Consider the following 25064-nt stretch of genomic DNA (forward strand, 5'->3'; position numbering starts at 1 on the left):
GGTGATCGATGAGCGGGTCCTCGCCGCCCTAAATCTGTTCCTCGCGTCGCAGTACGATTTTCTGCCGCGCGCTCTCTCTCTTTCTTGCAAAACTGACCATCCTCGATGTCTTGGCCATTCGCGCGAAGCGGAGTACCGACGCAGGAACCTGGATCGACCAGAAAATTGTCGAAGCTGGTGCATTCGACGATCCGGGACTGATAAGCGCCTTGCACAATCATTAAAAATGAGTCCCATATGCGTATAAGGAATCGTGACAATATTTCCGTCATATACGACGATGGCAAACCCGATTTTTCTATCTGACGCGCTGTCGGCGCGAGTTGCCATTACCGCGTCGGCATGGTACCCGGAAAATCATGATTAGATGCAAAAAGCCGGTTCACTATGAACCAAAGGGTGGATGGGAACTCGATAACGAGTGCGGTGAGAGGCCGGTGATTGTCATTCTTAACCCGCAGCTTGTCTATCAAGCGCTGGAACGAGGAGCACTATGCTTTTCTCCTGTACCGGCGAGACTGGAGAGGACCATAAAAATTCCGGAGACCCGTATTTTTGAGTTGCCTGATGTTCGCGACGGGTCCTACGGTGGCGTTGCATTCAGGCAAGGACGGCATCGCACAGCGGCACTGGCAATACTTGGCTTTACGGCATATCCGGTTGTGACCACCGATGAGGACGCTGACGTATTGCTGAGGAAATTTGGTGCATCACTTGTCGACGCGATCAAGCGCTTCGACTTGAGTTCTATTTCTGACTATCCGGTCCAAGGACTCTGACGATTGTTGCCTGCCGAGAAATCGTCGATGTTCCACGTCCCGTTCCGTCCCGGGAAGATGCAGAGTGATTGGGCTGCCACGAAGCACCTTCTATGGCCGGTCGATAGCGTCTGACCGAAGCGCGGCGGCTTGCCGGCTGATCGACGATTCCATAGCGTTTTTTAACATTTCACACCGTCTTGGTATGTATCGTGCGACACAGCTCCAACTCCTTGGTGAGTAAATCGATTTGCGCTTGCATACCACGTGCATGCTGTAGAAGTCTGCCGACCTGATACCAGTACGCATAGCCCAAGTCACCATCAGACAGAGCCAGTTCATGAATTTTCCGAAGAGCAATCGCTAGGTCGATTTGATTTTCTGAAGCCATTTCATCCTCATTGATTTTGAAGCTCAATGTGTGCTGCAGGATGCGCATTGGACTAGCTGATGCCGCGTTCCCCTGCCGCCAGATATTCCGGGATTTCGGCTAGGTTAAGTATCGTCAATTTGTTGCCGTAGACTGCGGCTGTGTCAATGTTCATCACGCTGCCGCGCTGTGCTATTTCCCGGGTCGGTGTGTGCCCTACGATTACGGCCGACACGTCTTCCATAGGTGCGGCCCATGCATTGGGTCGCCAGCGTAGACGGTTGATTAGAATGGAATTGCGCTCCACCGCATCGGATGGACCATGTTCTAGAATGCGGATCAGATTATCCCATTGAGGAACAAGGGGATCTGCATGCACGATGCCGACCCTACCATGAGTAGTCTCGATTTCGATCGCATAAGGTAGCGATGCCAAATAGGACCTTATATCCCTGACAGTATTGGCGGCCCCCTTTTCGCTGGAGCAATACAACCGGATAAACCATTCTGCGCCATTGAGGATTAGAAATTTCGTACTACTGTCTTGGTAAGCCCAGCCATCAATACCTTTGTCGGCATTCGCTCGTACAGTTTTAATACGATCTGCATCGTAGGCCCGCTCTTTGTGCGAAAGCCAGTCAAGAATACCCTGCTCGTGATTGCCGCGTACAGCCTTGATCTGATGCCGGCGCATAGCTTCGAGAACCGACGGCGATTCCTCGCCGCGGTCTATCAGATCGCCCACACTGAACAGTCGATCGCGCGACGGATCGAAACCGCGGGCGGCAAGCTCAGCGTCGAGTAGCGAGAAACAACCATGCACGTCGCCCACAGCGAAGTCGCGGCCCGAAGCATTCTGCGCGTATCGCTCGACGACATGCGAATGGTGTGAGTTGGTTGTCATTCCTTTCACCCTTACCGCGTAAGCCTAGCTTGCATTAAATAAGTAGCCTGGACGACTAACATGCCATCGGTAGCACGACCCCTGTTCGAAAAGGCTGTCATGTATAAACGCCGCGGTCGATGCGCGCAAGCACCGTCGTTACGAGCTGCGAACCCGCCGAGCTTTGTAGCAGATCAATCGGTTTTCGCATTCCCAGCCCAGTTGCCGGCGTGGTGAGCCAGCGTTCAGCTGCCTGTTGCGAGCCGAAGACATCGATTGCCTGCTCCGTTACGATGGCTAGGCGAAGCAGCCGGTCGCTGGCATTGCTGTCGAGCAGCCTGTCTGTCCTCCTGCCGTGCTGGAGCGCGCGTTCGCTCATGCCAATGGCACAAAGCAGGGCTCTGCGGTCGGCTGTCTTGAAGGCACGCATCATTTCGTATGCAACTGATATAGGAAGCCCTTTCATGACGACGTCGTGAGTGGCGAGTGATGTGATGTTGGCGACTTTGCCGATTTTGAATTCGGTGCCGTCGCCAGTGGCCGTCACCGGTTGATGGGTGGAATCCTCACCTTGAAGTACGTCTGCCAGCATCGCACAGAATGCTCGCAGAAACTCTAGAAGAGATATTGCGACGTGTGTGCTGGATGGCCGCTCGTTAGCGGCTGCATCAGGGACCATCCCAACATCTCCGTTGTGCCACTTGTCGCGCTCCAGAATGGACGGGTGACGATGGGTCGCGCCGAGCCCGTGTGCCGCAATCGAGACGCTAACGCAAGATTTTGCGGCACCGGTCTTCTGCGAGTTTGCCTTTGCCACCAGTGACATTGATACCTTCTTTTCCTCGCGCGCGCTCCGTAGAGACGAGCAGCCGGTAACGGATTAGCGCCTGCCAGCAGCCAACTCGATAACCCTCTCCAATTTGGTGACCGGAACCGAGTGGGGGCGGAAACACGGTTTTAGTTCGCCTGAATCGGTGGAGTACCAGAAACCGGAGATACCACCAGCGAGGTCACGCTCCCGCCAGATACCGGTAACCCGACACAACCGCACTGCGCTTTGATTCGACTCGTAGTCGAGCACATAGACGGTGATGTCTCGATATCCAAATTCTTCAATCGCATCCAGCAATGCTTCAGGCCCCGCTGCCAGCACACCGTCTGGCATGTCGCCAGTTTTACGTAGGCCGTGCGACAGGGTTAGGCAAAAGTTGGGCGTATCGTCTGTCCACAACACGTACCGCCACGGCTGAAGCGATTCGGAGGGCAGCCGTTTAGCAGGTTTAAGATCCATCCAGTTTGGATTTGTCACTAGCATCAATGCTCCTTGGACTGAGCCACGCAATTCCAATAGAACCTAGTTAGTGGCTCGCGAACGGGGGTCGCGCTGGGCCAGTCCACTAGTGCTCCAATTCCGACTGATCGATTCACGGTGCTACGTAGCGTCGGGACCTGCATCCGGGTCTCGTGCCCCGTTTAGCCGTTTACCAACAAGTTTCCGGGCCGTCTTTTTCAATCTCTGCGATCACGCTATGACTAAGGCGGCATATGGCAGTGCAAATCCAACGACACCGATAACTCCCAGTGTACTGGGAAGACAGGCGCATGTGTTAAACCGAGAGTGCTCCCATTTCACTGGGAGTGGGACTTGGAAGCGGTTAAGGTCTTCGGAGCGGTATTGCGAGAACGTCGGCTGCAGGCGGACCTGACACAGGAACAACTCGCCTTCGAAGCCGATATTCGTCGAAATTATGTCAGCATGCTTGAACTGGGTCAGCACCAGCCAACACTAACCATGCTGTTTTTGCTTGCCTCGGGACTAGGCTGCTCCGCGAGTGACCTGCTCCTCGACGTTGAGCGCCGGCTAGCGGCGACCCAAGGAAAGACGAAAGGGACGCGCGTTAGAGCATTGCGGCAACGAGCCCGAAGGACGAAGCCCGATTTCCAGGAGTAGCCGAGTCCCTAGATGGCGCGATAAATTGGACCTTTACTTGGCCTGACGGTCGCGATCCTACCGTTGCTCTTGGCGTTACGATGTCGGCCGGCGCTCAGGAGATGGCACAAGAGGAATTGACAGGGCTTGAGACCGCTGTGGATAAAGTTAATCATGTCCTCCCCACACCCCTCCGGAGCGAAAGACATACAACATCCAAACACCTAAACAAAGGCTCGTCGAGAAACAGCACGCCCAGATGCGCGAGCGTGATTTCGCCGGGCTGCGGCGGGTTGCGCCCGCCTACCAGCGCCGCCGCGCTCGACGAGTGGTGCGGGGCACGAAACGGCCGCTGCCGCCACTGCTGCGGCGAGAAGCCGACCGGGCTCGCCGAGAGCAGTGCGGCCGAGGCAAGGGCTTCCGCGTCGGTCATCGGCGGCAGCAGGCCGGGCAGGCGCGCCGCCAGCATCGATTTCCCCGCACCCGGCGGCCCGACCATCAACAGATGATGCCCGCCCGCGGCCGCGACTTCGAGCGCCCGTCGCGCGCCCCGCTGGCCGATCACGTCCGCCATGTCGGGAGGCGGCGCGGCATGGCCGTCCGCACCGGGGAGACTCGCGCGTACGGGCGCAAGCCGCGCGCCTTCCTCGCCCGCGAGATGCGCGCACAGCGAGCGCAGGTCGGCGGCGCCGAACACGTCGAAAACGACGGCAAGCCGTTGGCGAGATGGACTTCGACGGTGACTTCCGGCGCGCGGCCAGCAGCCGGCGCGCGGCTACGCACCACGGCAAGCGACATGGGATTCTCCGAAAGACGGCGCCGCGAGCAGTCAGGTCCCGCATGCGCCAGGCGGTGAGGCTTGCGCCCCTTTACGGTTCCATTGCGGCCATGCTACGGCTCGCTTGCAGTGAGTGCGCGCATCCGATGTTCAGGATGACTGGCCAGTGACGGGCAGCTTCTGCTCCAGTTCGGCCACGCGGCGCTCCAGTTCTTCGAGGCGCTGGCGCGTGCGCACGAGCACCTGCGTCTGCGCGTCGAATTCCTCGCGCGTCACGAGTTCCAGCTTCGAAAAGCCTTGCGAAAGCATCGCGCGCACATTGCGTTCGACATCGCGCGCGGGCGAGTTCTTGAGTAGCTCGCTCACGCGGCTCTGCAGATCGTTGAATACGTCGTTCGGTTGTTTCATTTGATTCCCCTCTTTGCACAAAACCTGTGCAGATTTCGTTTCACCTGTGCCTGGCATCCGGTCATGAGCGATCTTGGTGCGCCGGCCTGCTGCCGCCTGCGTCCATGAACGCATCTGGTGCGTGCCGTTGCAGGTGGTTTCGCGCGGCGACCCGGGCGCCCTCGCACGAACGTCCTGGTATTGCGCCGCGGCCTGTTGAATGGCCTTTGCAGCCGCACAGCCTGAAGACACTCTAGCAACGTTCCGGACCCCTCGCCACCGCGCGCACGCCACGTTGGCCGTCCGGCCAGGGCCCGCGTACCGGGCCTGTCGGCCCCGCGGACCGGCATTGTCCCCGTCTTGCGCGATTCCTGCCACGAAGTCGCCGGAAGCGGCTGCATCCGGATTGGCACGGGTGTTGCTAATACTGCCCCGCGCACCGAACAGCGGTTGGCTTGCGGTGCGCCGGCTGCGCGTGACCCGCCCGCCCGGCGCCCGTTGCATATGCGAACAAGGGATTGGAGCAACCACAGCGAGGACTACATGAAACTCATTACAGCAATCATCAAGCCGTTCAAGCTCGATGAGGCGCGCGAGGCGTTGTCGGCCATAGGCGTCTCGGGGATCACCGTGACCGAGGTGAAGGGGTTTGGTCGCCAGAAGGGCCATACGGAGCTGTATCGCGGCGCGGAGTACGTCGTCGACTTTCTGCCGAAGGTGAAGATCGAGGCCGCCGTTTCGGACGACATCGTCGAGCAGGCCATCGAGGCGATCGAGCGCGCCGCCCGCACCGGCAAGATCGGCGACGGCAAGATCTTCGTGACGCCGATCGAGCAAGTGATCCGCATCCGCACCGGCGAGACCGGCGCAGACGCGCTGTGACATTAGAGAGAGACAAGAGGAAACCGAGATGCGCAAACTTTTGATGTCCTTGCTGATGGCCGGCTCGCTGCTGGCTGGCGGCGTCGGCGCCGCGCTGGCGGACGACGCCTCCGCGCCGGCAGCCGCTTCGGCGCCAGCCGCCGTCGCGTCCGCTCCGGACGCTTCCGCCGCTGCGGCGGCTCCGGCGGCCTCGGCACCTGCCGCCGCCGCGTCGGCCACCACCGCGGCCAGCGCCCCCGCCGACGCTTCGGCCGCCGCTGCGGCGCCGGCCGCTCCGACGGCGCCGTTCTCCGTCGACGCGTCGAAGATCAACTCCGGCGACACCGCGTGGATGCTGACCTCCACGGCGCTCGTGCTGTTCATGACGATCCCGGGTCTCGCGCTCTTCTACGGCGGCATGGTCCGCAAGAAGAACGTGCTCGCGACGCTCATGCAGAGCTTCGCGATCACCTGCGTCGTCACGGTGATCTGGACTGTGGTGGGCTACTCCCTCGCCTTCACGCCGGGCGGCGCGTTCATCGGCGGCTTCTCGCGCGTCTTCCTCGCCGGCATGAACTACATCCACGGCGACAAGGGCGTGACGCTGACCGTGAGCCACCTCGCGCCGACCATTCCGGAGACCGTGTACTTCGTCTATCAGATGACGTTCGCGATCATCACGCCGGCGCTGATCACGGGCGCGTTCGCCGACCGCATGAAGTTCTCGGCCATGCTCGTGTTCATGTCGCTGTGGTCGATCATCGTCTACTCGCCGATCGCGCACATGGTCTGGGAACCGACCGGCTGGCTCGCAGCCGCCGGCATCCTCGACTTCGCAGGCGGCACGGTGGTGCACATCAACGCCGGTATCGCCGGTCTCGTGTGCTGCCTCGTGCTCGGCAAGCGTATCGGCTACGGCCGCGAAGTGATGGCGCCGCACAACCTCGTCCTCACGCTGATGGGCGCGGCCATGCTGTGGGTGGGCTGGTTCGGCTTCAACGCGGGTTCGGCGGTCGCCGCTGACGGCCGTGCCGGTTTCGCGATGCTCACGACGCAAGTCGCCACCGCCTGCGCGGCGCTCGGCTGGATGTTCGCGGAGTGGATCGCCAAGGGCAAGCCTTCGGTGCTCGGCATTGCCTCGGGCGCCGTCGCGGGTCTCGTTGCGGTTACGCCGGCTTCGGGTTTCGTCGGCGTGATGGGTGCGATCGTGATCGGTGTCGTGGCAGGCGTGGTCTGCTTCTGGTCGGCCACGTGGCTCAAGCACAAGTTCGGCTATGACGATTCGCTCGACGCCTTCGGCGTGCACGGTATCGGCGGCATCATCGGCGCGATCCTGACCGGCGTGTTCGCGGTCAAGGACATCAGCGGGCAGGATGCCAGCGTCCTCCTGCAATGCAAGGGCGTCCTCACGACGCTGATCTACAGCGGCGTGGTGAGCTTCGTCCTGCTGAAGGTCATCGACATGGTGATGGGCCTGCGCGTCACGGAAGAAGAAGAGCGCGAAGGCCTCGACGTGATCCTCCACGGTGAGCGCGTCGAATAACGATCAAGAACGCTTCCGGCCACGCCGGGGGCGTCTCCTACGGGGTATAGCAGTCTGCAATCAGCGCAGCGAGTTCGGCCCGCCTTTCCGGCGGGCCTTTTTCTTTTTGGGGCGGGTGCACCCATTGCGCGCGCGGGCTCGCGCGGTCCAGAATGGAATGGCGGGCGCGAGGGCGACGACCGGCCGGGGCATGCCGATTAACCCTGCGCCGCGTAAGGGATAAGCCATCTTGCATCGTGCAGAATCGTCCCCAGATAGACTCCCGCTTTCCCTGCAATTTTTTTCCTGCAATTTCTTAGTCCGCGAGTACGACTTTATGGTCCCGCATCTGGTTACGGCGTTGAACGGGCCGCTCCTCGAGCTGGAGCAGCGCATCCTCGACGCGACGCCGGCCATCGAACGCTGGTTCCGCCTCGAATGGCAGGAGCACACGCCGCCGTTCTATTGCTCGGTGGACCTGCGCAACGCCGGCTTCAAGCTCGCGCCGGTCGACACCAATCTCTTCCCCGGCGCGTTCAACTGCCTGCCGGAGGAAGTGCTGCCGCTCGCCGTGCAGGCCGCGATGGCCGCGATCGAGAAAATCTGTCCCGACGCGAAGAACCTGCTCGTGATTCCCGAGCAGCACACGCGCAACGCGTTCTATCTGGAGAACGTCGCGCGGCTTGCGACGATCATGCGCCAGGCGGGCCTGAACGTGCGCTTCGGCACGCTGGACGAAAACATCGCCGGGCCGGTCACGATCCCGCTCGCGGACGGCCAGAAGATCGTCGTGGAGCCGCTCGAGCGTACGGCGCGCCGCGTGGGCCTGAAGAACTTCGACCCGTGCTCGATTCTTCTGAACAACGATCTTTCGGCCGGCATTCCGCCCGTGCTGGAGAACCTGCACGAGCAATATGTGTTGCCGCCGCTGCATGCGGGCTGGGCGGTGCGTCGCAAGTCGACCCACTTCTCGTGCTATGACGACGTCGCGAAGAAGTTCGCGAAGATGGTGGGCGTCGATCCGTGGATGATCAATCCGTACTTCGCGCACGTGGAAGGCGTGGACTTCGAGGCGCGTATCGGCGAGGAGGCGCTGGCCACGGCCATCGACGCCGTGCTCAAGAAGATCGCGAAGAAGTATCGCGAGTACGGCATCACCGAAAAGCCTTACGTCGTCATCAAGTCCGATGCGGGCACCGACGGGCGCGGCGTGATGACGGTGCACGACGCCTCCGAGGTCGCCGCGCTCACGAGGCGCGAACGTGCGAAGATGTCGGCGACGAAGGACGGCCTCGAAGTGCACGACGTGATCGTGCAGGAAGGCGTTTATACGTTCGAGCGCATCGGCGACGAAGTGGCCGAGCCGGTGGTCTACATGATCGACCGCTACGTGGTGGGCGGCTTCTACCGCGCGCACGGCAGCCGCGAGCGCGACCAGAATCTGAACGCGCCGGGCATGCACTACGTGCCGCTAGGCTTCGAGCACACGGCGCTGCCCGACACGCGCGCGAAGCCGGGCGCGGCGCCGCCGAACCGCTTCTACATGTACGGCGTGGTGGCGCGCCTCGGGCTGCTCGCGGCGTCGGTCGAGCTGGAGAAGACCGACCCCGAGGCGATCCAGGTGTGACAGGTGTGAAGCCGGCGGGCTTTGCGTCCGCTTTGGCGTTCGCCCTTGTGCCCGCTCTTGTGCTTTTGCGCGGATCTTTCGCATAACGGATAAACGGCGCCCGTTCGGGGGCGCAGCAGGGACGACATGGACATTCTTTTCATCGCCGATCCGCTCGAGCGGTTCAAGATCTACAAGGACTCGACCTACGCGATGATGGCCGAGGCCGCGCGGCGCGGCCACACGCTTTACGCGTGCGAGCCGCAGCACCTCGCCTGGGTGAACGGCAGGGTGGAGGCGGACGTGCGGCGCTTCGAGATGGTCGGCGACCTGGCGGATCTGCATCGCGAACCGTGGTTCGTCGCGCAAGACGCTTCGCGCGAGCTCACGGGCTTCGACGCGGTCGTGATGCGCAAGGACCCGCCGTTCGACATGGAGTACGTGACGTCCACGTGGCTGCTCGAACTGGCCGAGCGCGCGGGCGCGAAGATCTTCAACCGCCCGCAGTCGATCCGCGATCATTCGGAGAAGCTCGCGATCGGCGAGTTTCCGCAGTTCGTCGCACCCACGCTCGTCACGCGCAGCGCGGCGCGCCTGCGCGCGTTCCATGAAGAGCACCAGGACGTGATCCTCAAGCCGCTCGACGGCATGGGCGGCATGGGCGTGTTCCGCGTGAAGCCGGACGGCATGAACCTCGGCTCGATCATCGAGATGCTGAGCCACGACGGTGCGCGCAGCGTGATGGCGCAGAAGTTCATCCCCGAGATCAAGGAAGGCGACAAGCGCATCCTGCTGATCGGCGGCGAGCCGGTGCCGTATTCGCTCGCGCGCATTCCGCAGGGCAACGAGGTGCGCGGCAATCTGGCGGCGGGCGGCCTTGGCCGCGCGCAGCCGCTCACCGCGCGCGACAGGGAGATCGCGAAGACGCTCGCGCCGGTGCTGGCCGCGCGCGGCCTGCTGCTGGTGGGGCTCGACGCGATCGGCGACTGGCTCACCGAAGTGAACGTCACGAGCCCGACCTGCTTTCGCGAGATCATGGACCAGACGGGCTTCGACGTGGCGGCGATGTTCGTCGACGCGCTGGAGCGTGCGGCGGCTTGAATCGAACGCGCCCGCCAGCATCTGATGCAGGGAATGGGGTAGCAGGGGCCATGGCGCGACGGCCACCGCGCGAGCAAAAGCTCTTCGCTCGCGCGAAAATGACCCTGCTACAATGCCGCGAGCCCGCGTTCCGGGCAGGCCGGCGGGCGTCTGACAAGACGTTTACGGTACGGCTGCGCGGCGTGTGTTCCGACCCTGAAGGCCCGCGGCTGGCCTCGGGATCGGCGCTGCCGGACACGATCGTGGGGATCGGCTCGGCCATCAACCGAGCCGTTTTTGCAGTCAGGCTGACATGGCAGGCATTCTGATCATCGCGCACGCACCGCTAGCCACCGCGCTACGCGATTGCATCGCGCACATCTACGGCGGCTGTCCGGCGCGCGTTGGCGCACTCGACGTCCTTCCCGACAGCGACCCCACCGAGGTCGTCAGACAGGCCAATGCGGAAATCGAGCGGCTGCGCGAGGAGAATGGCGCACTCGTTCTGACCGACATGTTCGGCGCGACCCCTTCGAACATCGCCTCGCGTCTCGCGACGCTGCCGCAGGTGCGCGTGCTGGCGGGCGTGAACCTGCCGATGCTGGTGCGCGCCGTCTGCTACCGGACGACGTCGCTCGAAACCCTCGTCGAGAAGGCGCTGGCTGGCGCGAGCAACGGCATCCAGGCGATCGGCCCGGCCACGCCGCCGCCCGCGGCCACGGAGTGTGCCTGCGCGCCTACGCCGTGCGCCGAAGCGGCCTCCGCGGCCTCCGATTTCGCGGCAGGCAAGCTGAAACCGGCCGGCGCATAGCCGTCACGCAAGCGCGGCCGCGCTTCCCGATCATTGACCGAACCCGTCTCACTCAAACACACAGCGCCCGGATCGAACCTATGCTGCAACAAGAAACGACCATCGTGAACAAACTTGGCCTGCACGCGCGGGCGTCGGCGAAGCTGACCCAACTGGCAGGCAATTTTCAGTCCGAAATCTGGATGAGCCGCAACGGCCGCCGGATCAACGCGAAGAGCATCATGGGCGTGATGATGCTGGCCGCCGGCATTGGCAGCACGGTTCTCATCGAAACCGAAGGTCCCGACGAGACCGACGCCATGAGCGCGCTGCTCAAGCTCATTGCCGACAAGTTCGGCGAAGGCCAATGATCCGCGTGCATCGCCCTTGAATGTCGAGACGCCGCGGCTTTGCCCGCGGCGTTTTTGTATGGGCGCATTACGGCGAGTGCGGCGAGTGAACGGCATGCTGCGCGGCAGCATGTCCCGGCCATTAATTGGACTTAATGAAAGGACTTAACGAGCCAGGAGCGGCGCACGGAATTTATAATCGCCATCGGGGTCTGAGAGAGCGCATTGCAGCGGTTTGCCGCGGCATCACATAACCAGAGGAGGTGCGCGTGCCGTTCACGCTGCATGGAATTCCCGTATCGCGCGGTATTGCCATTGGGCGAGCCTATCTGATCGCTCCGGCTGCGCTCGACGTCGACCATTATCTGGTCGAGCCCGACAAGATCGAGGCCGAGATCGAGCGCTTTCGCGCGGCGCTCGCCGTCGTCGAGCAGGAACTCGACGCGCTGCGCGCGGACCTCTCCGCCGACGCGCCTACCGAAATGGGCGCGTTCATCGGCGTGCACCTGATGATCCTGAAGGACGTGATGCTCGTCCAGGAGACCATCGACCTCATCCGCACCCGGCGCTTCAACGTGGAATGGGCGCTCACCGAGCAGCTCGAACGGCTCACGCGCCACTTCGACGAAGTCGAGGACGAATATCTGCGCGAGCGCAAGGCCGACATCGAGCAGGTCGTGGAGCGCGTGCTGAAGGCGCTGGCGGGCGCGTCGCCCGCGGTGCTGCACGGCAGTTGCGACGAGATGATCGTGGTCGCCCACGACATCGCGCCCGCCGACATGCTGCAGTTCAAGACCCAGACCTTCCAGGGCTTCGTCACCGACCTCGGCGGCCGCACCTCGCACACGGCGATCGTCGCGCGCAGCCTCGGCATTCCGGCGGCCGTGGGCGTGCAGCAGGCGAGCGCGCTGATTCGCCAGGACGACCTCATCATCGTCGACGGCGATCATGGCGTCGTGATTGTCGATCCCGCGCCGATCGTGCTCGAGGAGTACACCTGGCGCCAGAGCGAGATGGCCCTTGAGCGGCGCAAGCTGCAGCGGCTGAAGTTCTCGCCCACGCAGACGCTGTGCGGCACGAAGATCGAGCTCTACGCGAACATCGAACTGCCCGAGGACGCACAGGCGGCGCTCGACTCGGGCGCGACGGGCGTGGGCCTGTTCCGCACCGAGTTCCTGTTCATGAACCACAAGAACCAGTTGCCGGAGGAGGACGAGCAGTTCTTCGCCTACCGCCGCGCGGCCGAGCTCATGAACGGGCTGCCGGTGACGATCCGCACGATCGACGTGGGCGCGGACAAGCCGCTCGATTCGATGACCGCGAGCGACGGCTACGAGACGGCGGCGAACCCGGCGCTGGGGTTGCGCGCGATCCGCTGGAGTTTGTCCGAACCGCAGATGTTCCTCACGCAACTGCGTGCGATCCTGCGCGCATCGGCGTTCGGCATGGTCAAGATCCTGATTCCGATGCTCGCGCATGCGCAGCAGATCGACCAGACGCTCGACCTGATCCGCGAGGCGAAGCGCCAGCTCGACGACGCGGGCCTCGCCTACGATCCGAACGTGCAGGTGGGCGCGATGATCGAGATTCCGGCGGCGGCGCTCTCGCTGCCGATGTTCCTGCGGCGTCTGGACTTCCTTTCGATCGGCACGAACGACCTGATCCAGTACACGCTCGCGATCGATCGCGCCGACAATGCCGTCGCCGATCTCTACGACCCGCTGCATCCGGCCGTGCTGCAACTGATCGCGCATACGCTGAACGAGGCCCGGCGCGCCGGCGTGCCGGTTTCGGTGTGCGGCGAGATGGCAGGCGACCCGACGCTCACGCGCCTGTTGCTCGGCATGGGGCTCACCGAGTTCTCGATGCATCCGAGCCAACTGCTCGTGGTGAAGCAGGAAATCTTGCGCTCGCAGCTAAAGTCGCTGGAGAAGCCCGTGGCCGACGTGCTGGCGGCCTACGAGCCCGAGGAGTTGCACGCGGCGCTCAGGCGCGTGGCCGAGGCCTGAGCGGTCCTGCATCTGTATCACGAGAAACGCCCCGGCATGCCGGGGCGTTTGCGCTTGTGGCCAATTCGATCTCGGGGTTCAGTGACGCTCGCCGCAAACAGGGCAGTCGGGTTGCCGCGCAATGCGCATGGTGTTCCATTCCATGCGCAGCGAGTCGAGCATCATGAGCTTGCCGACGAGCGGCTCGCCGATGCCGCCGATCACGCGCAGCGCCTCGGCGGCTTGTATCGCGCCGATGATGCCTACCGTGGGCGCGAACACGCCCATTGTCGAACAGGCCACTTCCTCGAACGGCTGGTCCTCGGGGAACACGCAGGCGTAGCACGGCGAAGCCGGGTCGCGGAAGTCGAACGTGCTGATCTGGCCGTCGAAGCGCAGCGCCGCGCCCGAAACGAGCGGCACGCCGTGCTTCACGCAGGCGCGGTTGATCGCGTGGCGCGTCGCGAAGTTGTCGGTGCAGTCGAGCACGACCGCCGCCCCCGGCACATGCGCATCGAGCCAGGCGTCGTCGATGCGCGCCTGCACGGTGCTCACCTTCACCTCGGGATTCAGCCGCGCGATGGCGTCGCGGCCCGACTCGACCTTCGCCCGGCCCACCGAGGCCGTCTCGTGCATGATCTGCCGCTGGAGATTGGTGAGGTCGACGGTGTCGTTGTCGACGAGCGTGAGCGCGCCCACACCCGACGCCGCCAGATACATCGCCGCCGGCGAGCCGAGGCCGCCCGCGCCGACCACGATCGCGTGCGCGTCGAGAAAGCGCTGCTGCGCCTCGATGCCGATCTCGTCGACGAGGATATGACGGGAATAGCGGAGGAGTTGATCGTCGTTCATCGCGATGCGCGGGGAGTTGAGCGCAGCGAGGAGACCGGAATCGCGCGCCGTGAATTCGGTTTCGTTATTGTAGTCGCGCGAGGAGGTCCGCTCCCGGCGCCCGCGTTATGCGCGGGTTTCGGGAGCGGGTGTTGCCACAGCGGTTACTTCGCCTGCGAGGCCGGCTGGGGGGCGGAAGCCGCCGAGGCCGGAGCGGCAGCCGGGGCCGAGGCGCCCGGCACCGCCGAAGCCGCCGGCTTCACGGCGATCGGCGCCGAAGCCGACTGCTCCGGCTTCTCCTGCGCGAGGCGGCGCTCCATCGGCGACTTCGATTCGATCACCGGCTTGCCCTGCAGGACGTTGATGGCCTGTTGCAGCATGAAGTCGTCCGGCGTGCCGAAGTCGACCGGCTTGCGGTTGCGATCCTTCTCGCGCTGCTCGGGCGTCTTCTTGTCGTTCTGCTCTTCGAGTTGCTGGAGCATGTCCATGCGCTCCTGCTCGCGCGTTTCCTGCTCCTTCTTCTCGTTCGGATCCTGTGTGTTCGCAAGGTGGTTCGAGTAGTCCACTTCGCGCGTGACGAGCGCGTCGTCCGGATCGCCGTCCGAATACTGGTCGACCGCGTAGTCAGGACGGATGCCCTTGTTCTGGATCGAGCGGCCGGTCGGCGTGTAGTAGTACGCCGTCGTCAGGCGCAGCGCCGTGTCGGCCGTGAGCGGCCGGACCGTTTGCACCGAGCCCTTGCCGAACGTCGTCTTGCCGACGATCAGTGCGCGCTTCTGGTCCTGCAGCGCACCCGCCACGATTTCCGAAGCCGAAGCCGAGTAGGCGTTGGTCAGCACGACCATCGGCACCGTCTTGAACTCGGCCGCTTCGTTTTTCAGCGGATCGCCGTCGAACGAGGGCAGGCGGTAGTTCTCATAGGTGTCGCGATAGACCTGCTTCGAATCCGGGATCTGGCCGTTCGTCGAAACGACCACCGAGTCCGGCGGCAGGAACGCACCCGCAACGCCCACGGCGCTTTGCAGCAGACCGCCGCCGTTGTTGCGCAGGTCGAGAATCAGGCCCTTGAGGTGCGGCTCCTGACGCGCGATGTCCTGCAGCTTGTCGGCGAGATCCGGCACCGTGCGCTCCTGGAAGCTCGTGATGCGGATGTAGGCGTAGCCCGGCTGCAGCACCTTCGTCTTCACGCTCTGCACCTTGATGATGGCGCGCGTGATGGTGAGCGGGAAGGTGCGGTCGTCGGTCTTGCGGAAGATCGTGAGCGTGACCTTCGTGCCGGGGTCGCCGCGCATCTGCTTGACGGCCTGGTCGAGCGTCATGCCGCGCACGGGCTTGTCGTTGATGCGGGTGATCAGGTCGCCCGGACGGATGCCGGCGCGGAACGCGGGCGTGTCCTCGATCGGCGAGATGACCTTGATCAGGCCGTCTTCGGACGAAATCTCGATGCCGAGACCCGCGAAGCGACCCTTGGTCTGCTCCTGGAGCTCCTCGTAATCGGTCTTGTCGAGATACGACGAGTGCGGGTCGAGGCTCGAAACCATGCCCTTGATCGCGGAGATCAGCAGTTTCTTGTCGTCGACCGGCACGACGTAATCATGCTTGATCTGACCGAACACTTCGGCAAAGAGCCGCAACTGGTCGAGCGGCAGCGGCTCGGTCGTGGTCTGCTGGGCCGAGGCGGAGATCTGCAGGGTGGCAAATACGCCGGTCGCGAGGCCAGCGGCAATCAGGCCGATGTTTTTCAGGTTCTTTCGCATAGAGATTGTTGCGTGCGGTCGAAAGGCGCGTGGCAGCGTCTAATGGAAAAGCGACGGACAAGTATAACTGCACACTCGCCGGGGCTGTGCGTCGTGCGCGGAAGATGGGGGTTCGACAGCGAAGCGCGTGCCCGGTTCGCATGAGCCCGACGGCAAAGCCTTGTCGGGCGTGGCGCTGACGCCGGGCTGGCAGTTTTGACAGCGAAGCCGGGAAAAAGCGGAGGGGGAGCAAAACCGGGGGGGCAAACCCCCGGGCCAAACGATGCTCAGCCAGCCTTGCCCTGGTTCGCGACGGCAGCCTGTGCCTTGGCGATGGCCTCGGCGTCGCCCAGGTAGTCATGCCGGATGGGCTTGAGGTTCTCGTCCAGTTCGTAGACGAGCGGCACGCCGTTCGGGATGTTCAGGCCGACGATGTCGTCGTCCGAAATGTTGTCGAGATACTTCACGAGCGCGCGGATCGAATTGCCGTGCGCGGCGATCACGATCTTCTTGCCCGACTTGATGGCCGGTGCGATCGACTCGTTCCAGATCGGCAGCACGCGCGCCACGGTGTCCTTCAGGCACTCCGCGAGCGGCAACTGCTCGCGCGGCACCTTCGCGTAGCGCGGGTCGTTGTACGCGGTGCGCGGGTCGGCGGGGTCGAGCGCGGGCGGCGGCGTGTCGTAGCTGCGGCGCCAGACGAGAACCTGTTCGTCGCCGTACTTCGCGGCGGTTTCGGCCTTGTTCAGGCCCGAAAGCGCACCGTAATGACGCTCGTTCAGGCGCCACGAGTGAACGACCGGCAGGTACATCTCGTCCATCTGGTCCTGAACGTGCCAGAGCGTGCGGATCGCGCGCTTGAGCACCGACGTGTAGGCGATGTCGAAGGTGTAGCCGGACTCCTTGAGCAGGCGGCCCGCCTGCTGGGCTTCGCGGATGCCCTGTTCGGTGAGGTCGACGTCGACCCAGCCGGTGAAGCGGTTTTCCTTGTTCCACGTCGATTCGCCGTGGCGGATGAGCACGAGTTTGTACATGGGATGCCGGTCGGTAGTGAGGAAGCGGTAGTCGGGTAATAGGGGACGGGAGGAGCCTCGGCCCGTCCGGAGGGCCTCGGGGGTGACCCTTCGGCCCGGGCAGGGGCGCGCCACCCTCGCGACAAACGGTTATTTTATAATGACAAGATTGCCTGCTCCCGATTTCCCACGCTTTCTCATTTTTCCGGCGGATTTTCCGTGACGTTCTTTACCAATTACATCAACCTTGTACTCATCGCGATCGTCCTCATCTCGGGAGGGATGCTGCTGTGGCCGACGCTCAAGCGCGGCGGGCGCGGCGGCGTTTCCGCCGCCGAGGCGACGCAGCTCATCAACCGCCGCAACGCGGTGGTGATCGACCTGCGTTCCGCGGAGGATTTCGCGAAGGGGCATCTGCCTTCGGCCCGTCATCTCGAGTTTGCCGAGCTGCAGGCCAAGGTGGGCCAGTCCGTGAAGAACAAGAGCAACCCGGTGTTGCTGGTCTGCCAGACGGGCCAGCAATCGCACAAGGCGCAGCGCCTCGTGCAGGATGCCGGCTTTGCCGAAGTCCATGTCCTGGACGGCGGCGTGAACGCCTGGCAGCAGGCCGGTATGCCGGTCGTGAAACAAGGAGGTTCGAAGTGAACAAGGTGGTCATGTACAGCACCCAGGTGTGCCCGTATTGCCAGATGGCCGAACGTCTTTTAAAGTCGCGCGGCGTCGAGCACATCGAAAAAGTGCTGATCGACCGGGACCCGGCCCGTCGCGAGGAAATGATGACCCGCACCGGCCGCCGGACCGTGCCGCAGGTTTTCGTCGGCGAGACGCATGTGGGCGGTTACGACGACCTCTCCGCGCTCGACCGCGCCGGCGGCCTGATGCCGCTGCTCGACAAGGCGGCTTGAGGTTAGCCCGCAGTCAGCCTGATTTTCGGGCGAAGCCGGTGTGCGGGACCGTCGTGGGACCGTTCGAGGCGCCGCAGGGCTTTTCGAGCCCGCGCAGACCTGCTTTCACGTAAGGCGGCCGCGCGGGCTTGTTGTCGTATGCGCTGTACCGCAGTTTGCGCTGTCATTTGCTGCTGCAATCCATTTAATCAGGGAAGCCAATCACCATGTCTGACGAGAACAACCAGCCGTTCTTCAATATCCAGCGCATCTACCTCAAGGACATGTCGCTCGAGCAGCCGAATTCGCCGGCCATCTTCCTTGAGCAGGACATGCCTTCGGTCGAAGTGGAAGTCGACGTCAAGGCCGAGCGCCTTGCGGAATCCGTTTACGAGATTCTCGTCACCGGCACGGTCACCGCGAAGGTGAAGGACAAGGTCGCGTTCCTGATCGAGGCCAAACAAGCCGGTATTTTCGACATCCGCAACATTCCGGCCGAGCAGCTCGATCCGCTCGTCGGCATTGCGTGCCCGACGATCCTGTTCCCGTACCTGCGCTCGAACATTGCCGACGCGATCACGCGCGCCGGTTTCCCGCCGATCCACCTCGCCGAGATCAACTTCCAGGCGCTCTACGAGCAACGCCTGCAGCAGATCGCGCAGCAGGACGGCGCGCAAAGCAGCGCCACGCATTGACCCCAGGCCGCCGGAGCGGAGTATCGCAATGAAAGTCGCCGTTCTCGGCGCCGGCGCGTGGGGTACCGCGCTGGCCGGCCATCTGGCCCGCGCGCATGACACGGTGCTGTGGGCGCGCGATGGCGCGCTCATCGGCGCCCTCGCCAAAACGCACGAGAATGCCCGCTATCTGGCGGGAATCTCGCTGCCGCGCAATCTCCACTACGAAACGGATCTCGCCGCCGCGCTCGACCACGCGTCGGACGAGACGGCGCTCGTCGTCGTCGCGACGCCCGTAGCCGGGCTGCGCGCGCTTCTGCGCACGATGCGCGATCTCGGTCGCGTGCCTGCGCATTTCGTCTGGCTCTGCAAGGGCTTCGAGGCCGACACGCAGCTCATGCCTCACCAGGTCGTGGCCGCCGAACTGCCCGATCACGCCAGCAATGGCGTGCTCTCGGGTCCGAGTTTTGCGCGCGAAGTCGGCCAGGGTCTGCCCGTTGCGCTGACCATATCGAGCACGTCCGCGGCGTGCCGCGAGCGCACCCTCGGCGCATTCCATCACCGTGCGATGCGCATCTACACCGGCGACGACGTAGTGGGCGTCGAGGTGGGCGGCGCGGTCAAGAACGTGCTGGCGATCGCGACGGGCATCTCGGACGGCCTCGGCCTCGGGCTGAACGCGCGCGCCGCGCTCATTACGCGCGGGCTCGCGGAAATGTCGCGGCTCGGCGTGACGCTGGGCGGCCGGGCCGAAACCTTTACGGGGCTGACAGGCCTCGGCGACCTCATCCTTACCGCCACGGGCGATCTGTCGCGCAACCGCACCGTGGGCATGCAACTCGCGAGCGGCCGCACGCTCGACGATATCCTCGGCGCGCTCGGTCACGTCGCCGAAGGCGTGCGCTGCGCGCAGGCCGTGCTGGCGATCGCGCGCGTGCACGGTATCGACATGCCGATTACCGAGGCGGTCTGCGCCGTGCTGTTCGACGGCGTTGCGCCGAGCGATGCCGTGAGCGCGCTGCTCAGGCGCGACGCCAAGGCGGAGTAGGGCGCTTCGTCCGCGCTTCGCCCGCCAGGAGGACGGACATGCTTACCATCGGAAACTGCCGGATCGAGTCGCGGGTGGTCGATATCACGACGCTCGCCGTCGATGCGATCGTCAATGCCGCGAATACCTCGCTGCTGGGCGGTGGCGGCGTGGATGGCGCGATCCATCGCGCCGCCGGGCCGGGTCTGCTGCGCGAATGCGAGACACTGGGCGGCTGCCCCACCGGCGACGCCAAAGTCACCCGGGGCTACCGGCTTCCCGCGAAGCATGTGATCCATACCGTCGGTCCGGTGTGGCATGGCGGCGGCCATGACGAGGCGCGGCTTCTCGCGTCGTGCTACCGCCGCTCGCTCGAATGCGCCAGAGCGGCGGACGTGCGCAGCATCGCGTTTCCGGCAATCAGTTGCGGCGTCTACCATTTCCCCGCCGATGATGCCGTGCTCATCGCCACGCAGACGGTGATCGGCTTCCTGCTGGACTACGCCGAACTCGAGCACGTGACTTTCGCGTGCTTCGACGATGCGATGAATACGCGCTACCGGCGCGAACTCGCGGCGCGTTCTTCCTGATATTCGTCGACATCGGAGACGACGCCACTCGATGCGTCGTCCATTATTTTCCTGATCCTGCCGGTGGCGGCTTCACTCGCCGCCTTCGAACCCCGCTTGACGCCACGCCTCGAACACGACAACGGCCACCGTATTCGAGAGGTTCAGGCTGCGGTTGCCCGGGCGCATCGGCAGGCGCACGCGTTGTTCATCCGGAATGCGCTCGAGCAGCGCCTCGGGCAGGCCGCGCGTTTCCGCACCGAACACGAACCAGTCGCCGGGCACGAAGGCATGGGCATGGAAGCGTCCCGAGCCGCGCGTCGTAAACGCGAACATCCGTGACGGATCGGGCGACTCGGCGGCGAGAAAGGCGTCCCAGTCGCGATGCACGTGCATCTGCGCGTATTCGTGATAGTCGAGTCCCGCGCGCCGCATCTTCGCGTCGTCGAGCGGGAAGCCTAGCGGCTCGATCAGATGCAGTCGCGCACCCGTATTCGCGCACAGGCGAATGACGTTGCCGGTGTTTGGCGGAATTTCCGGTTCGACGAGAACGACATTGAACATGATGGGTGAGACTCGTTGAGAAGCAACTAAAGCAACAAGGAATGGAGAAACCGTATCAGTCCTTCGGCGTGCGCAGTGCGACGAAATTCGTCACGCGCCTCGCGCCTGCGGCTTTCAGCGTGTGCGCGAGCGCGTCGAGCGTGGCGCCCGAGGTCATCACGTCGTCCACGATGCCCACGTGCAGGCCGCGCACCGGTCGGGTCAGCGCGAACGCGCGCGCGACATTGCGGCGGCGCGTGTCGCGGTCGAGCCGCGATTGCGCCGCGGTGTGCAGCACGCGGCGTACGAGCGTCGGGTCCGCGCGCGTGCGCAGCGCGCGCCCAAGCGGCCGCGCGATCTGCCACGCCTGGTTGTAGCCGCGTTCGATCAACCGCTCGCGCGAGAGCGGCACCGGCGCGATCACGTCGGGTCGATCGGTGGGGTCGAGTGCATCTTCGGCTGCCCGCGCGAGTTGCCGGGCGAAGGCGGCGCCCAGCGCGAGGCGCGCATGGAACTTCAGCCCGCGCGCGAGCAGATCGAGCGGCGCACGGTAGTCGCCAAGCGCGATGGTCGTATCGAAGGCAGGCGGCGTTTCGCTGCACGCGCCGCAGCGGTAGCGCGCCCGCCCTGTCGTTCGCCGCGCGCCGGCAAGCGGAAGCGCGCAGACGGTGCAACGCAGGCGCGGCTCGTTCCAGCAGCGTGCGTCGCAGGCCACGCAGAGTACCGCTCGCGACAAATTGCCGCATAATGAACACTGATTGGGCAGCACGAACTGGGCAAGCCGGGGCCACGTCGGTGTGGCGAGGGTCCGCAGGCTCTGACAGACGCGCAGGCGCATCGAACGGTTTGCGCGAAGGACAGCGGGCGGCGGGACGGACGGCGGCGGCATCGGCGGACGGCCCGTGGTGAGGGCTCGCGTACTGAAAGGATGGGAGTGAGCGAGTATACTTCGCAGACTTCGCCAATACGACCGACATGTCCCCGTCTCCCGCCAGACCCGGCCGTCCGGCCTATGATTCCCGGCAACTGCGGCGCATCTTCGACCGCCGCGCTGCGACCTTTCACGAGGTCGCGTTCCTGCCGCGCGAGATCGCCCAGCGTATGCGCGAGCGGCTCGACTACATCAAGGTGAATCCCGCGAGCGTGCTCGACGTGGGCTGCGGCCCCGGCGAAGACCTGCCCGCATTGCGTCAGCGTTTTCCCGAGGCGCCCGTCTTCGGCACCGACCTGTCGTTCGCCATGCTCCAGCGCGCGCTGCATCACGACGCCGGCGACACGAGCTGGCGGCGCTTCCTTCCTGCCTCCATCGGCCGGGCGCTGGGCGCACGCGGCCCGCGCTTCGCGCAAGCCGACTTCGCCGCGCTGCCGTTCGCGCACGGCGCCTTCGAACTGCTCTGGTCGAACCTCGCGCTGCACTGGCATTCGCGCCCGGACCTCGTGTTCGGCGAGTGGCAGCGCGTGCTCAAGGTGAACGGCCTGCTCATGTTCAGCACGCTCGGCCCCGACACGCTCAAGGAACTGCGCGGCGCATGGGCCGAGGTCGAGGCCGCGCACGGCGTGCCGACGCGCGCGCACGTCATCGATTTCGTCGACATGCACGACCTGGGCGACATGCTCGTCGAGAACGGCTTCGAGATCCCGGTGATGGATCAGGAGACGATCACCGTCACCTATCGCTCCGCCGACAAGCTGCTTGCCGACGTGCGCCGCTGGGGCGCGTATCCGTTCGAGCGGGAAACCGGCACCACGGGCACTGCCCATGCCGCGCGGCGCCTCTATCGCGCGCTCGCGGCCGCGCTGGAAGCGCGCCGCCGCGAGGACGGCACGATCCCGCTCACCTTCGAAATCATCTACGGACACGCATGGAAGGCCGTGCCGCGCACGACTGCCGAAGGGCACGGCATCGTCAGAATCGAGGATATCGGGCGAGGCCCGGCAAGGAATCGATGAGGTGGCAAGGGGGCTTTCGTTATGCCTGAAATTAGCGACCGAAATGCTCCCGAAAAAGCCTGTGAAGATCGTGCAAAGCCTTGTCTGGCTTGGACTTGGGGGCGATCAGACCTGGCTTGTGGGTGTCGGGAGTTCGTGCCTATAATGCGTCAGTTTGCCGCATGGGGCGTCCCGGGTTCCGATGTGTCAAGCCCTGCGTCTACAGTGTTATGAGAGTTGTGCGACGCGCCGGGCAGCGATAGTCTGAGGTTGTTGCAGTGGTGTGCGGCAGGAGGCAGCGATGCAGACGTCCGATCTGCTGGCGAGTCCCGAGCCGGTCATCAAGGACTGGCTGATGAAGCGCAACTGTTCGGTCTCGCCCAGGCAATTCGTGTACTTCTTTGTGTCGCTGGCTTTCGTTTCCGTCACGATCGCCGTCTTGCTGTTGATCAACGGCGCCTGGCTGGTACTGCCGTTCACCGGTATCGATCTGTTGGTAGTAGGGGGCGCCTTTGCCGTCTATGCGCGCCACGCTGTCGATTACGAACGTATCAGGCTGTATCCGAACCGGCTGGTGATCGAACAGATGAGCGCCGACACGCTCTCCCAGTTCGAATTCAATCCCCGCTGGGTCCGGGTCGAGCCGGTCGCGTCGCCACGCGATCCGGTGCGGCTCGTATCCCGCGGCCAGACGGTCGCTGTCGGGTTGTACCTGCCGCAATACCGGCGTGCGCAGTTCGCGCGGGAACTGCGCATGTGGCTCGCGTGCGGACCTTGAGCGGCTCGGGCCGCGTCAGGGTTGTGCCTGGCTTTTCCGGCACGTGCATCCTTCGCGCGATCCGCAACCTTCCTGCGGGGTCGAGGGTTTGAATGGAAATCATGGGTAAGGAAGCTATGAAAACAATCAAGCGAGCCCTTTCGGGTGTGCTGGCATGTAGCGGACTCCTGTTCGCCGGCGCGGCCCTTGCCGTAGGAGACAGCCCGGGCGGCCCGGCGGTGAACGAAATCAACTTCCAGCCGCCGGTGACGAAGATCGCCGAGGAGCTCTTCAGCCTCCACATGATGATGCTGCTGCTGTGCACCGTGATCTTTGTCGGTGTGTTCGGCGTCATGTTCTATTCGATCTTTGCGCACCGCAAATCGAAGGGCCATAAGGCCTCCCACTTCCACGAAAGCACCACCGTCGAAATCATCTGGACGATCGTGCCGTTCATCATCGTCGTGCTGATGGCGCTGCCCGCCACCAAAGCCGTCGTCGCGATGAAGGACACCTCGAACTCCGACCTCACGATCAAGGTCACGGGCTACCAGTGGAAATGGAACTACGACTACGTGAAGGGGCCGGGCGAGGGCATCAACTTCTTCTCCACGCTCTCGACGCCGCGCGCCGAGGTGGATGGCCAGACGCCGATCACCGACACCTATCTCCAGGAAGTCGATAACCCGCTCGTCGTGCCGGTCAACAAGAAGATCCGCATCATCACGACCGCGAACGACGTCGTGCACTCGTGGTACGTGCCCGCGTTCGGCGTGAAGCAGGACGCGATTCCGGGCTTCGTGCGCGACACGTGGTTCAAGGCCGAGAAGATCGGCACCTTCCGCGGCTTCTGCACGGAGCTGTGCGGCAAGGAGCACGCGTTCATGCCGGTCGTGGTCGAAGTGGTCTCCGACGATGACTATGCCAAGTGGGTCGACACGCAGAAGGCGAAGATGGCCGCCGCCAACGACGACCCGAACAAGACTTACACGCTCGCCGAGCTGAAAGCGCGCGGCGAAAAGGTCTACATGTCGAACTGCGCGGTCTGCCACCAGCCGACCGGCAAGGGCGCCGGCGCGTTCCCGGCGCTCGACGGCAGCAAGATCGTCAACGGTCCGCTCGCCGGTCACGTGAGCATCGTCCTGCACGGCAAGAACGCAATGCCTTCGTGGGCGCCGACGCTCAGCGACGTCGAGATCGCCTCGGTCATCACGTTCGAGCGCAACTCGTGGGGCAATCACACGGGCGAGGTGCTGCAGCCGCGCCAGGTCGCGGATGCGCGCAACGGCAAGATGCCCGAGGGCGGCGGTCAGACGGCCAATGCGGGCGCGGCGGCGAGCGGCGCGGCTGCGGCCGGCGGCGCGGATCAGGCCAGCGGCGCGGCCGCGGCGAGCGGCGCCGATCAGGCATCGGGCGCGGCGGCAGGTTCGGCCGCGGATTCGGCCGCGAGTGCGTCGACCAGCGCTTCGACCAGCGCGGCGTCGCTGCCGGCCAGCATCTATTTCGACATCGGCAAGAGCACGTTGCCCGCCGATGCGAAGGACACGATCGCGGCCGCTGCCGACTACGCGAAGGCTCACCCGGACGCGAAGCTCGCCCTCTCGGGCTACACCGACGCGAGCGGCAACGCGGGCGTCAACGCCGAACTCGCGAAGCACCGTGCACAGGCGGTGCGCGACGCGCTGAAGTCGGCGGGGATCGCGGAAGATCGAATTGTTCTCAAGAAGCCGGAAACGGTCACGGGCGGCAGCGATGCCAGGGAAGCCCGGCGCGTGGAAATCGGCCCGGCAGCCTGAGC

General features: G+C 64.2%; 27 protein-coding genes and 1 pseudogene. 17 read left to right on the forward strand and 11 right to left on the reverse strand.

Features of this window, described 5'->3' with window-relative positions; all coding sequences use genetic code 11:
• The first annotated feature begins 437 nt into the window (after positions 1 to 437).
• Positions 438 to 779 carry a hypothetical protein gene (locus V8683_RS04485; RefSeq protein ID WP_411187334.1) on the forward strand — a complete coding sequence of 114 codons (342 nt, stop codon included), beginning with the start codon at positions 438 to 440 and terminating at the stop codon, positions 777 to 779.
• Positions 780 to 948: 169 nt separating this feature from the next.
• Here the strand turns inward: V8683_RS04485 and V8683_RS04490 are convergent, their stop codons facing one another.
• From V8683_RS04490 to V8683_RS04505, 4 genes are all read right to left on the reverse strand, one after another.
• Positions 949 to 1176 carry a hypothetical protein gene (locus V8683_RS04490; RefSeq protein ID WP_411187332.1) on the reverse strand — a complete coding sequence of 76 codons (228 nt, stop codon included), beginning with the start codon at positions 1174 to 1176 and terminating at the stop codon, positions 949 to 951.
• A gap of 25 nt (positions 1177 to 1201) precedes the next feature.
• Positions 1202 to 2032 carry a metallophosphoesterase gene (locus tag V8683_RS04495; RefSeq protein ID WP_411187330.1) on the reverse strand — a complete coding sequence of 277 codons (831 nt, stop codon included), beginning with the start codon at positions 2030 to 2032 and terminating at the stop codon, positions 1202 to 1204.
• A gap of 97 nt (positions 2033 to 2129) precedes the next feature.
• Positions 2130 to 2837 (reverse strand): type II RES/Xre toxin-antitoxin system antitoxin, encoded by a 708-nt coding sequence (parS, locus tag V8683_RS04500; protein ID WP_411187328.1) that lies wholly within the window; start codon positions 2835 to 2837, stop codon positions 2130 to 2132.
• Between the two features lie 54 nt (positions 2838 to 2891).
• Positions 2892 to 3326 (reverse strand): hypothetical protein, encoded by a 435-nt coding sequence (locus V8683_RS04505; RefSeq protein WP_411187326.1) that lies wholly within the window; start codon positions 3324 to 3326, stop codon positions 2892 to 2894.
• A 303-nt stretch (positions 3327 to 3629) separates the two neighbouring features.
• On the opposite strand from V8683_RS04505, the gene V8683_RS04510 reads away from it, so the two are divergent.
• Positions 3630 to 3962 (forward strand): helix-turn-helix domain-containing protein, encoded by a 333-nt coding sequence (locus V8683_RS04510; RefSeq protein ID WP_411187324.1) that lies wholly within the window; start codon positions 3630 to 3632, stop codon positions 3960 to 3962.
• Positions 3963 to 4176: 214 nt separating this feature from the next.
• On the opposite strand, the pseudogene V8683_RS04515 reads toward V8683_RS04510, so the two are convergent.
• Positions 4177 to 4638: pseudogene (locus tag V8683_RS04515) on the reverse strand (ATP-binding protein); the annotation flags it as partial.
• 231 nt (positions 4639 to 4869) lie between these two features.
• The gene (locus tag V8683_RS04520) at positions 4870 to 5127 is read right to left on the reverse strand and encodes an accessory factor UbiK family protein (RefSeq protein WP_027795983.1); all 258 of its coding nucleotides are present in this window, start codon (positions 5125 to 5127) and stop codon (positions 4870 to 4872) included.
• Between the two features lie 522 nt (positions 5128 to 5649).
• Between V8683_RS04520 and V8683_RS04525 the strand changes: the two genes are divergently transcribed.
• From V8683_RS04525 to ptsP, 7 genes are all read left to right on the forward strand, one after another.
• Positions 5650 to 5988 (forward strand): P-II family nitrogen regulator, encoded by a 339-nt coding sequence (locus tag V8683_RS04525; protein ID WP_027795982.1) that lies wholly within the window; start codon positions 5650 to 5652, stop codon positions 5986 to 5988.
• A gap of 28 nt (positions 5989 to 6016) precedes the next feature.
• On the forward strand, positions 6017 to 7510 hold the full coding sequence (locus tag V8683_RS04530) for an ammonium transporter (RefSeq protein WP_411187321.1): 1494 nt from the start codon (positions 6017 to 6019) through the stop codon (positions 7508 to 7510).
• A 316-nt stretch (positions 7511 to 7826) separates the two neighbouring features.
• Positions 7827 to 9116: a glutamate--cysteine ligase gene (gene gshA / locus V8683_RS04535; protein WP_411187319.1), complete on the forward strand. Its 1290-nt coding sequence runs from the start codon at positions 7827 to 7829 to the stop codon at positions 9114 to 9116.
• A gap of 126 nt (positions 9117 to 9242) precedes the next feature.
• Positions 9243 to 10196, forward strand: coding sequence for a glutathione synthase (gene gshB / locus V8683_RS04540; RefSeq protein ID WP_411187318.1), 954 nt, complete (start codon positions 9243 to 9245; stop codon positions 10194 to 10196).
• 292 nt (positions 10197 to 10488) lie between these two features.
• Complete coding sequence (locus V8683_RS04545) at positions 10489 to 10986, forward strand: PTS sugar transporter subunit IIA (protein WP_411187316.1); 498 nt, start codon at positions 10489 to 10491, stop codon at positions 10984 to 10986.
• A gap of 80 nt (positions 10987 to 11066) precedes the next feature.
• Positions 11067 to 11336 carry an HPr family phosphocarrier protein gene (locus V8683_RS04550; RefSeq protein WP_411187314.1) on the forward strand — a complete coding sequence of 90 codons (270 nt, stop codon included), beginning with the start codon at positions 11067 to 11069 and terminating at the stop codon, positions 11334 to 11336.
• Between the two features lie 248 nt (positions 11337 to 11584).
• Entirely contained in the window at positions 11585 to 13324 is a 1740-nt protein-coding gene (gene ptsP / locus V8683_RS04555) for a phosphoenolpyruvate--protein phosphotransferase (RefSeq protein WP_411187312.1), read from the forward strand.
• A 78-nt stretch (positions 13325 to 13402) separates the two neighbouring features.
• Here the strand turns inward: ptsP and V8683_RS04560 are convergent, their stop codons facing one another.
• The 3 genes from V8683_RS04560 to gpmA form a co-directional block, all read right to left on the reverse strand.
• Positions 13403 to 14155 carry a HesA/MoeB/ThiF family protein gene (locus tag V8683_RS04560; protein WP_411187310.1) on the reverse strand — a complete coding sequence of 251 codons (753 nt, stop codon included), beginning with the start codon at positions 14153 to 14155 and terminating at the stop codon, positions 13403 to 13405.
• Positions 14156 to 14298: 143 nt separating this feature from the next.
• A complete protein-coding gene (locus V8683_RS04565; protein WP_411187308.1) occupies positions 14299 to 15891 on the reverse strand; it encodes a S41 family peptidase in 1593 nt (530 codons plus the stop codon).
• 266 nt (positions 15892 to 16157) lie between these two features.
• On the reverse strand, positions 16158 to 16904 hold the full coding sequence (gene gpmA, locus V8683_RS04570; protein ID WP_411187306.1) for a 2,3-diphosphoglycerate-dependent phosphoglycerate mutase: 747 nt from the start codon (positions 16902 to 16904) through the stop codon (positions 16158 to 16160).
• 198 nt (positions 16905 to 17102) lie between these two features.
• Here gpmA and V8683_RS04575 point away from each other — a divergent pair, with 198 nt between their 5' ends.
• The 5 genes from V8683_RS04575 (at position 17103) to V8683_RS04595 (ending at position 20058) form a co-directional block, all read left to right on the forward strand.
• Complete coding sequence (locus tag V8683_RS04575) at positions 17103 to 17528, forward strand: rhodanese-like domain-containing protein (protein ID WP_411187304.1); 426 nt, start codon at positions 17103 to 17105, stop codon at positions 17526 to 17528.
• Positions 17525 to 17788 (forward strand): glutaredoxin 3, encoded by a 264-nt coding sequence (gene grxC / locus V8683_RS04580; protein ID WP_411187302.1) that lies wholly within the window; start codon positions 17525 to 17527, stop codon positions 17786 to 17788. The genes V8683_RS04575 and grxC overlap by 4 nt, the downstream gene beginning before the upstream one ends.
• A gap of 206 nt (positions 17789 to 17994) precedes the next feature.
• Entirely contained in the window at positions 17995 to 18462 is a 468-nt protein-coding gene (secB, locus tag V8683_RS04585) for a protein-export chaperone SecB (RefSeq protein ID WP_411187300.1), read from the forward strand.
• A 28-nt stretch (positions 18463 to 18490) separates the two neighbouring features.
• Positions 18491 to 19489 carry an NAD(P)H-dependent glycerol-3-phosphate dehydrogenase gene (locus V8683_RS04590; RefSeq protein ID WP_411187298.1) on the forward strand — a complete coding sequence of 333 codons (999 nt, stop codon included), beginning with the start codon at positions 18491 to 18493 and terminating at the stop codon, positions 19487 to 19489.
• A 38-nt stretch (positions 19490 to 19527) separates the two neighbouring features.
• Positions 19528 to 20058: an O-acetyl-ADP-ribose deacetylase gene (locus V8683_RS04595; protein ID WP_411187296.1), complete on the forward strand. Its 531-nt coding sequence runs from the start codon at positions 19528 to 19530 to the stop codon at positions 20056 to 20058.
• A 72-nt stretch (positions 20059 to 20130) separates the two neighbouring features.
• On the opposite strand, the gene trmL is transcribed toward V8683_RS04595, so the two are convergent.
• Together trmL and V8683_RS04605 are read right to left on the reverse strand one after the other, a co-directional pair.
• Positions 20131 to 20601, reverse strand: coding sequence for a tRNA (uridine(34)/cytosine(34)/5-carboxymethylaminomethyluridine(34)-2'-O)-methyltransferase TrmL (gene trmL / locus V8683_RS04600; RefSeq protein WP_411187294.1), 471 nt, complete (start codon positions 20599 to 20601; stop codon positions 20131 to 20133).
• Between the two features lie 55 nt (positions 20602 to 20656).
• Positions 20657 to 21418 (reverse strand): ComF family protein, encoded by a 762-nt coding sequence (locus V8683_RS04605; protein WP_411187292.1) that lies wholly within the window; start codon positions 21416 to 21418, stop codon positions 20657 to 20659.
• A gap of 137 nt (positions 21419 to 21555) precedes the next feature.
• On the opposite strand from V8683_RS04605, the gene V8683_RS04610 reads away from it, so the two are divergent.
• From V8683_RS04610 to coxB, 3 genes are all read left to right on the forward strand, one after another.
• Entirely contained in the window at positions 21556 to 22530 is a 975-nt protein-coding gene (locus tag V8683_RS04610) for a methyltransferase domain-containing protein (RefSeq protein WP_411187290.1), read from the forward strand.
• A gap of 280 nt (positions 22531 to 22810) precedes the next feature.
• Complete coding sequence (locus V8683_RS04615; RefSeq protein WP_411187288.1) at positions 22811 to 23287, forward strand: DUF2244 domain-containing protein; 477 nt, start codon at positions 22811 to 22813, stop codon at positions 23285 to 23287.
• A 92-nt stretch (positions 23288 to 23379) separates the two neighbouring features.
• A complete protein-coding gene (gene coxB / locus V8683_RS04620) occupies positions 23380 to 25062 on the forward strand; it encodes a cytochrome c oxidase subunit II (protein ID WP_411187286.1) in 1683 nt (560 codons plus the stop codon).
• Positions 25063 to 25064: the final 2 nt, after the last annotated feature.

The organism is Paraburkholderia sp. AV2 (genome assembly GCF_054968425.1).

Coding starts and splice junctions, on each gene's coding strand:
- V8683_RS04495 (WP_411187330.1), bottom strand. CDS start 2,032: ATGACAACCAACTCACACCATTCGCATGTCGTCGAGCGATACGCGCAG.
- parS (WP_411187328.1), bottom strand. CDS start 2,837: ATGTCACTGGTGGCAAAGGCAAACTCGCAGAAGACCGGTGCCGCAAAA.
- V8683_RS04505 (WP_411187326.1), bottom strand. CDS start 3,326: ATGCTAGTGACAAATCCAAACTGGATGGATCTTAAACCTGCTAAACGG.
- V8683_RS04520 (WP_027795983.1), bottom strand. CDS start 5,127: ATGAAACAACCGAACGACGTATTCAACGATCTGCAGAGCCGCGTGAGC.
- V8683_RS04525 (WP_027795982.1), top strand. CDS start 5,650: ATGAAACTCATTACAGCAATCATCAAGCCGTTCAAGCTCGATGAGGCG.
- V8683_RS04530 (WP_411187321.1), top strand. CDS start 6,017: ATGCGCAAACTTTTGATGTCCTTGCTGATGGCCGGCTCGCTGCTGGCT.
- gshA (WP_411187319.1), top strand. CDS start 7,827: ATGGTCCCGCATCTGGTTACGGCGTTGAACGGGCCGCTCCTCGAGCTG.
- gshB (WP_411187318.1), top strand. CDS start 9,243: ATGGACATTCTTTTCATCGCCGATCCGCTCGAGCGGTTCAAGATCTAC.
- V8683_RS04545 (WP_411187316.1), top strand. CDS start 10,489: ATGGCAGGCATTCTGATCATCGCGCACGCACCGCTAGCCACCGCGCTA.
- V8683_RS04550 (WP_411187314.1), top strand. CDS start 11,067: ATGCTGCAACAAGAAACGACCATCGTGAACAAACTTGGCCTGCACGCG.
- V8683_RS04560 (WP_411187310.1), bottom strand. CDS start 14,155: ATGAACGACGATCAACTCCTCCGCTATTCCCGTCATATCCTCGTCGAC.
- V8683_RS04565 (WP_411187308.1), bottom strand. CDS start 15,891: ATGCGAAAGAACCTGAAAAACATCGGCCTGATTGCCGCTGGCCTCGCG.
- gpmA (WP_411187306.1), bottom strand. CDS start 16,904: ATGTACAAACTCGTGCTCATCCGCCACGGCGAATCGACGTGGAACAAG.
- secB (WP_411187300.1), top strand. CDS start 17,995: ATGTCTGACGAGAACAACCAGCCGTTCTTCAATATCCAGCGCATCTAC.
- V8683_RS04590 (WP_411187298.1), top strand. CDS start 18,491: ATGAAAGTCGCCGTTCTCGGCGCCGGCGCGTGGGGTACCGCGCTGGCC.
- V8683_RS04595 (WP_411187296.1), top strand. CDS start 19,528: ATGCTTACCATCGGAAACTGCCGGATCGAGTCGCGGGTGGTCGATATC.
- trmL (WP_411187294.1), bottom strand. CDS start 20,601: ATGTTCAATGTCGTTCTCGTCGAACCGGAAATTCCGCCAAACACCGGC.
- V8683_RS04605 (WP_411187292.1), bottom strand. CDS start 21,418: ATGCGCCTGCGCGTCTGTCAGAGCCTGCGGACCCTCGCCACACCGACG.
- V8683_RS04610 (WP_411187290.1), top strand. CDS start 21,556: ATGTCCCCGTCTCCCGCCAGACCCGGCCGTCCGGCCTATGATTCCCGG.
- V8683_RS04615 (WP_411187288.1), top strand. CDS start 22,811: ATGCAGACGTCCGATCTGCTGGCGAGTCCCGAGCCGGTCATCAAGGAC.
- coxB (WP_411187286.1), top strand. CDS start 23,380: ATGGAAATCATGGGTAAGGAAGCTATGAAAACAATCAAGCGAGCCCTT.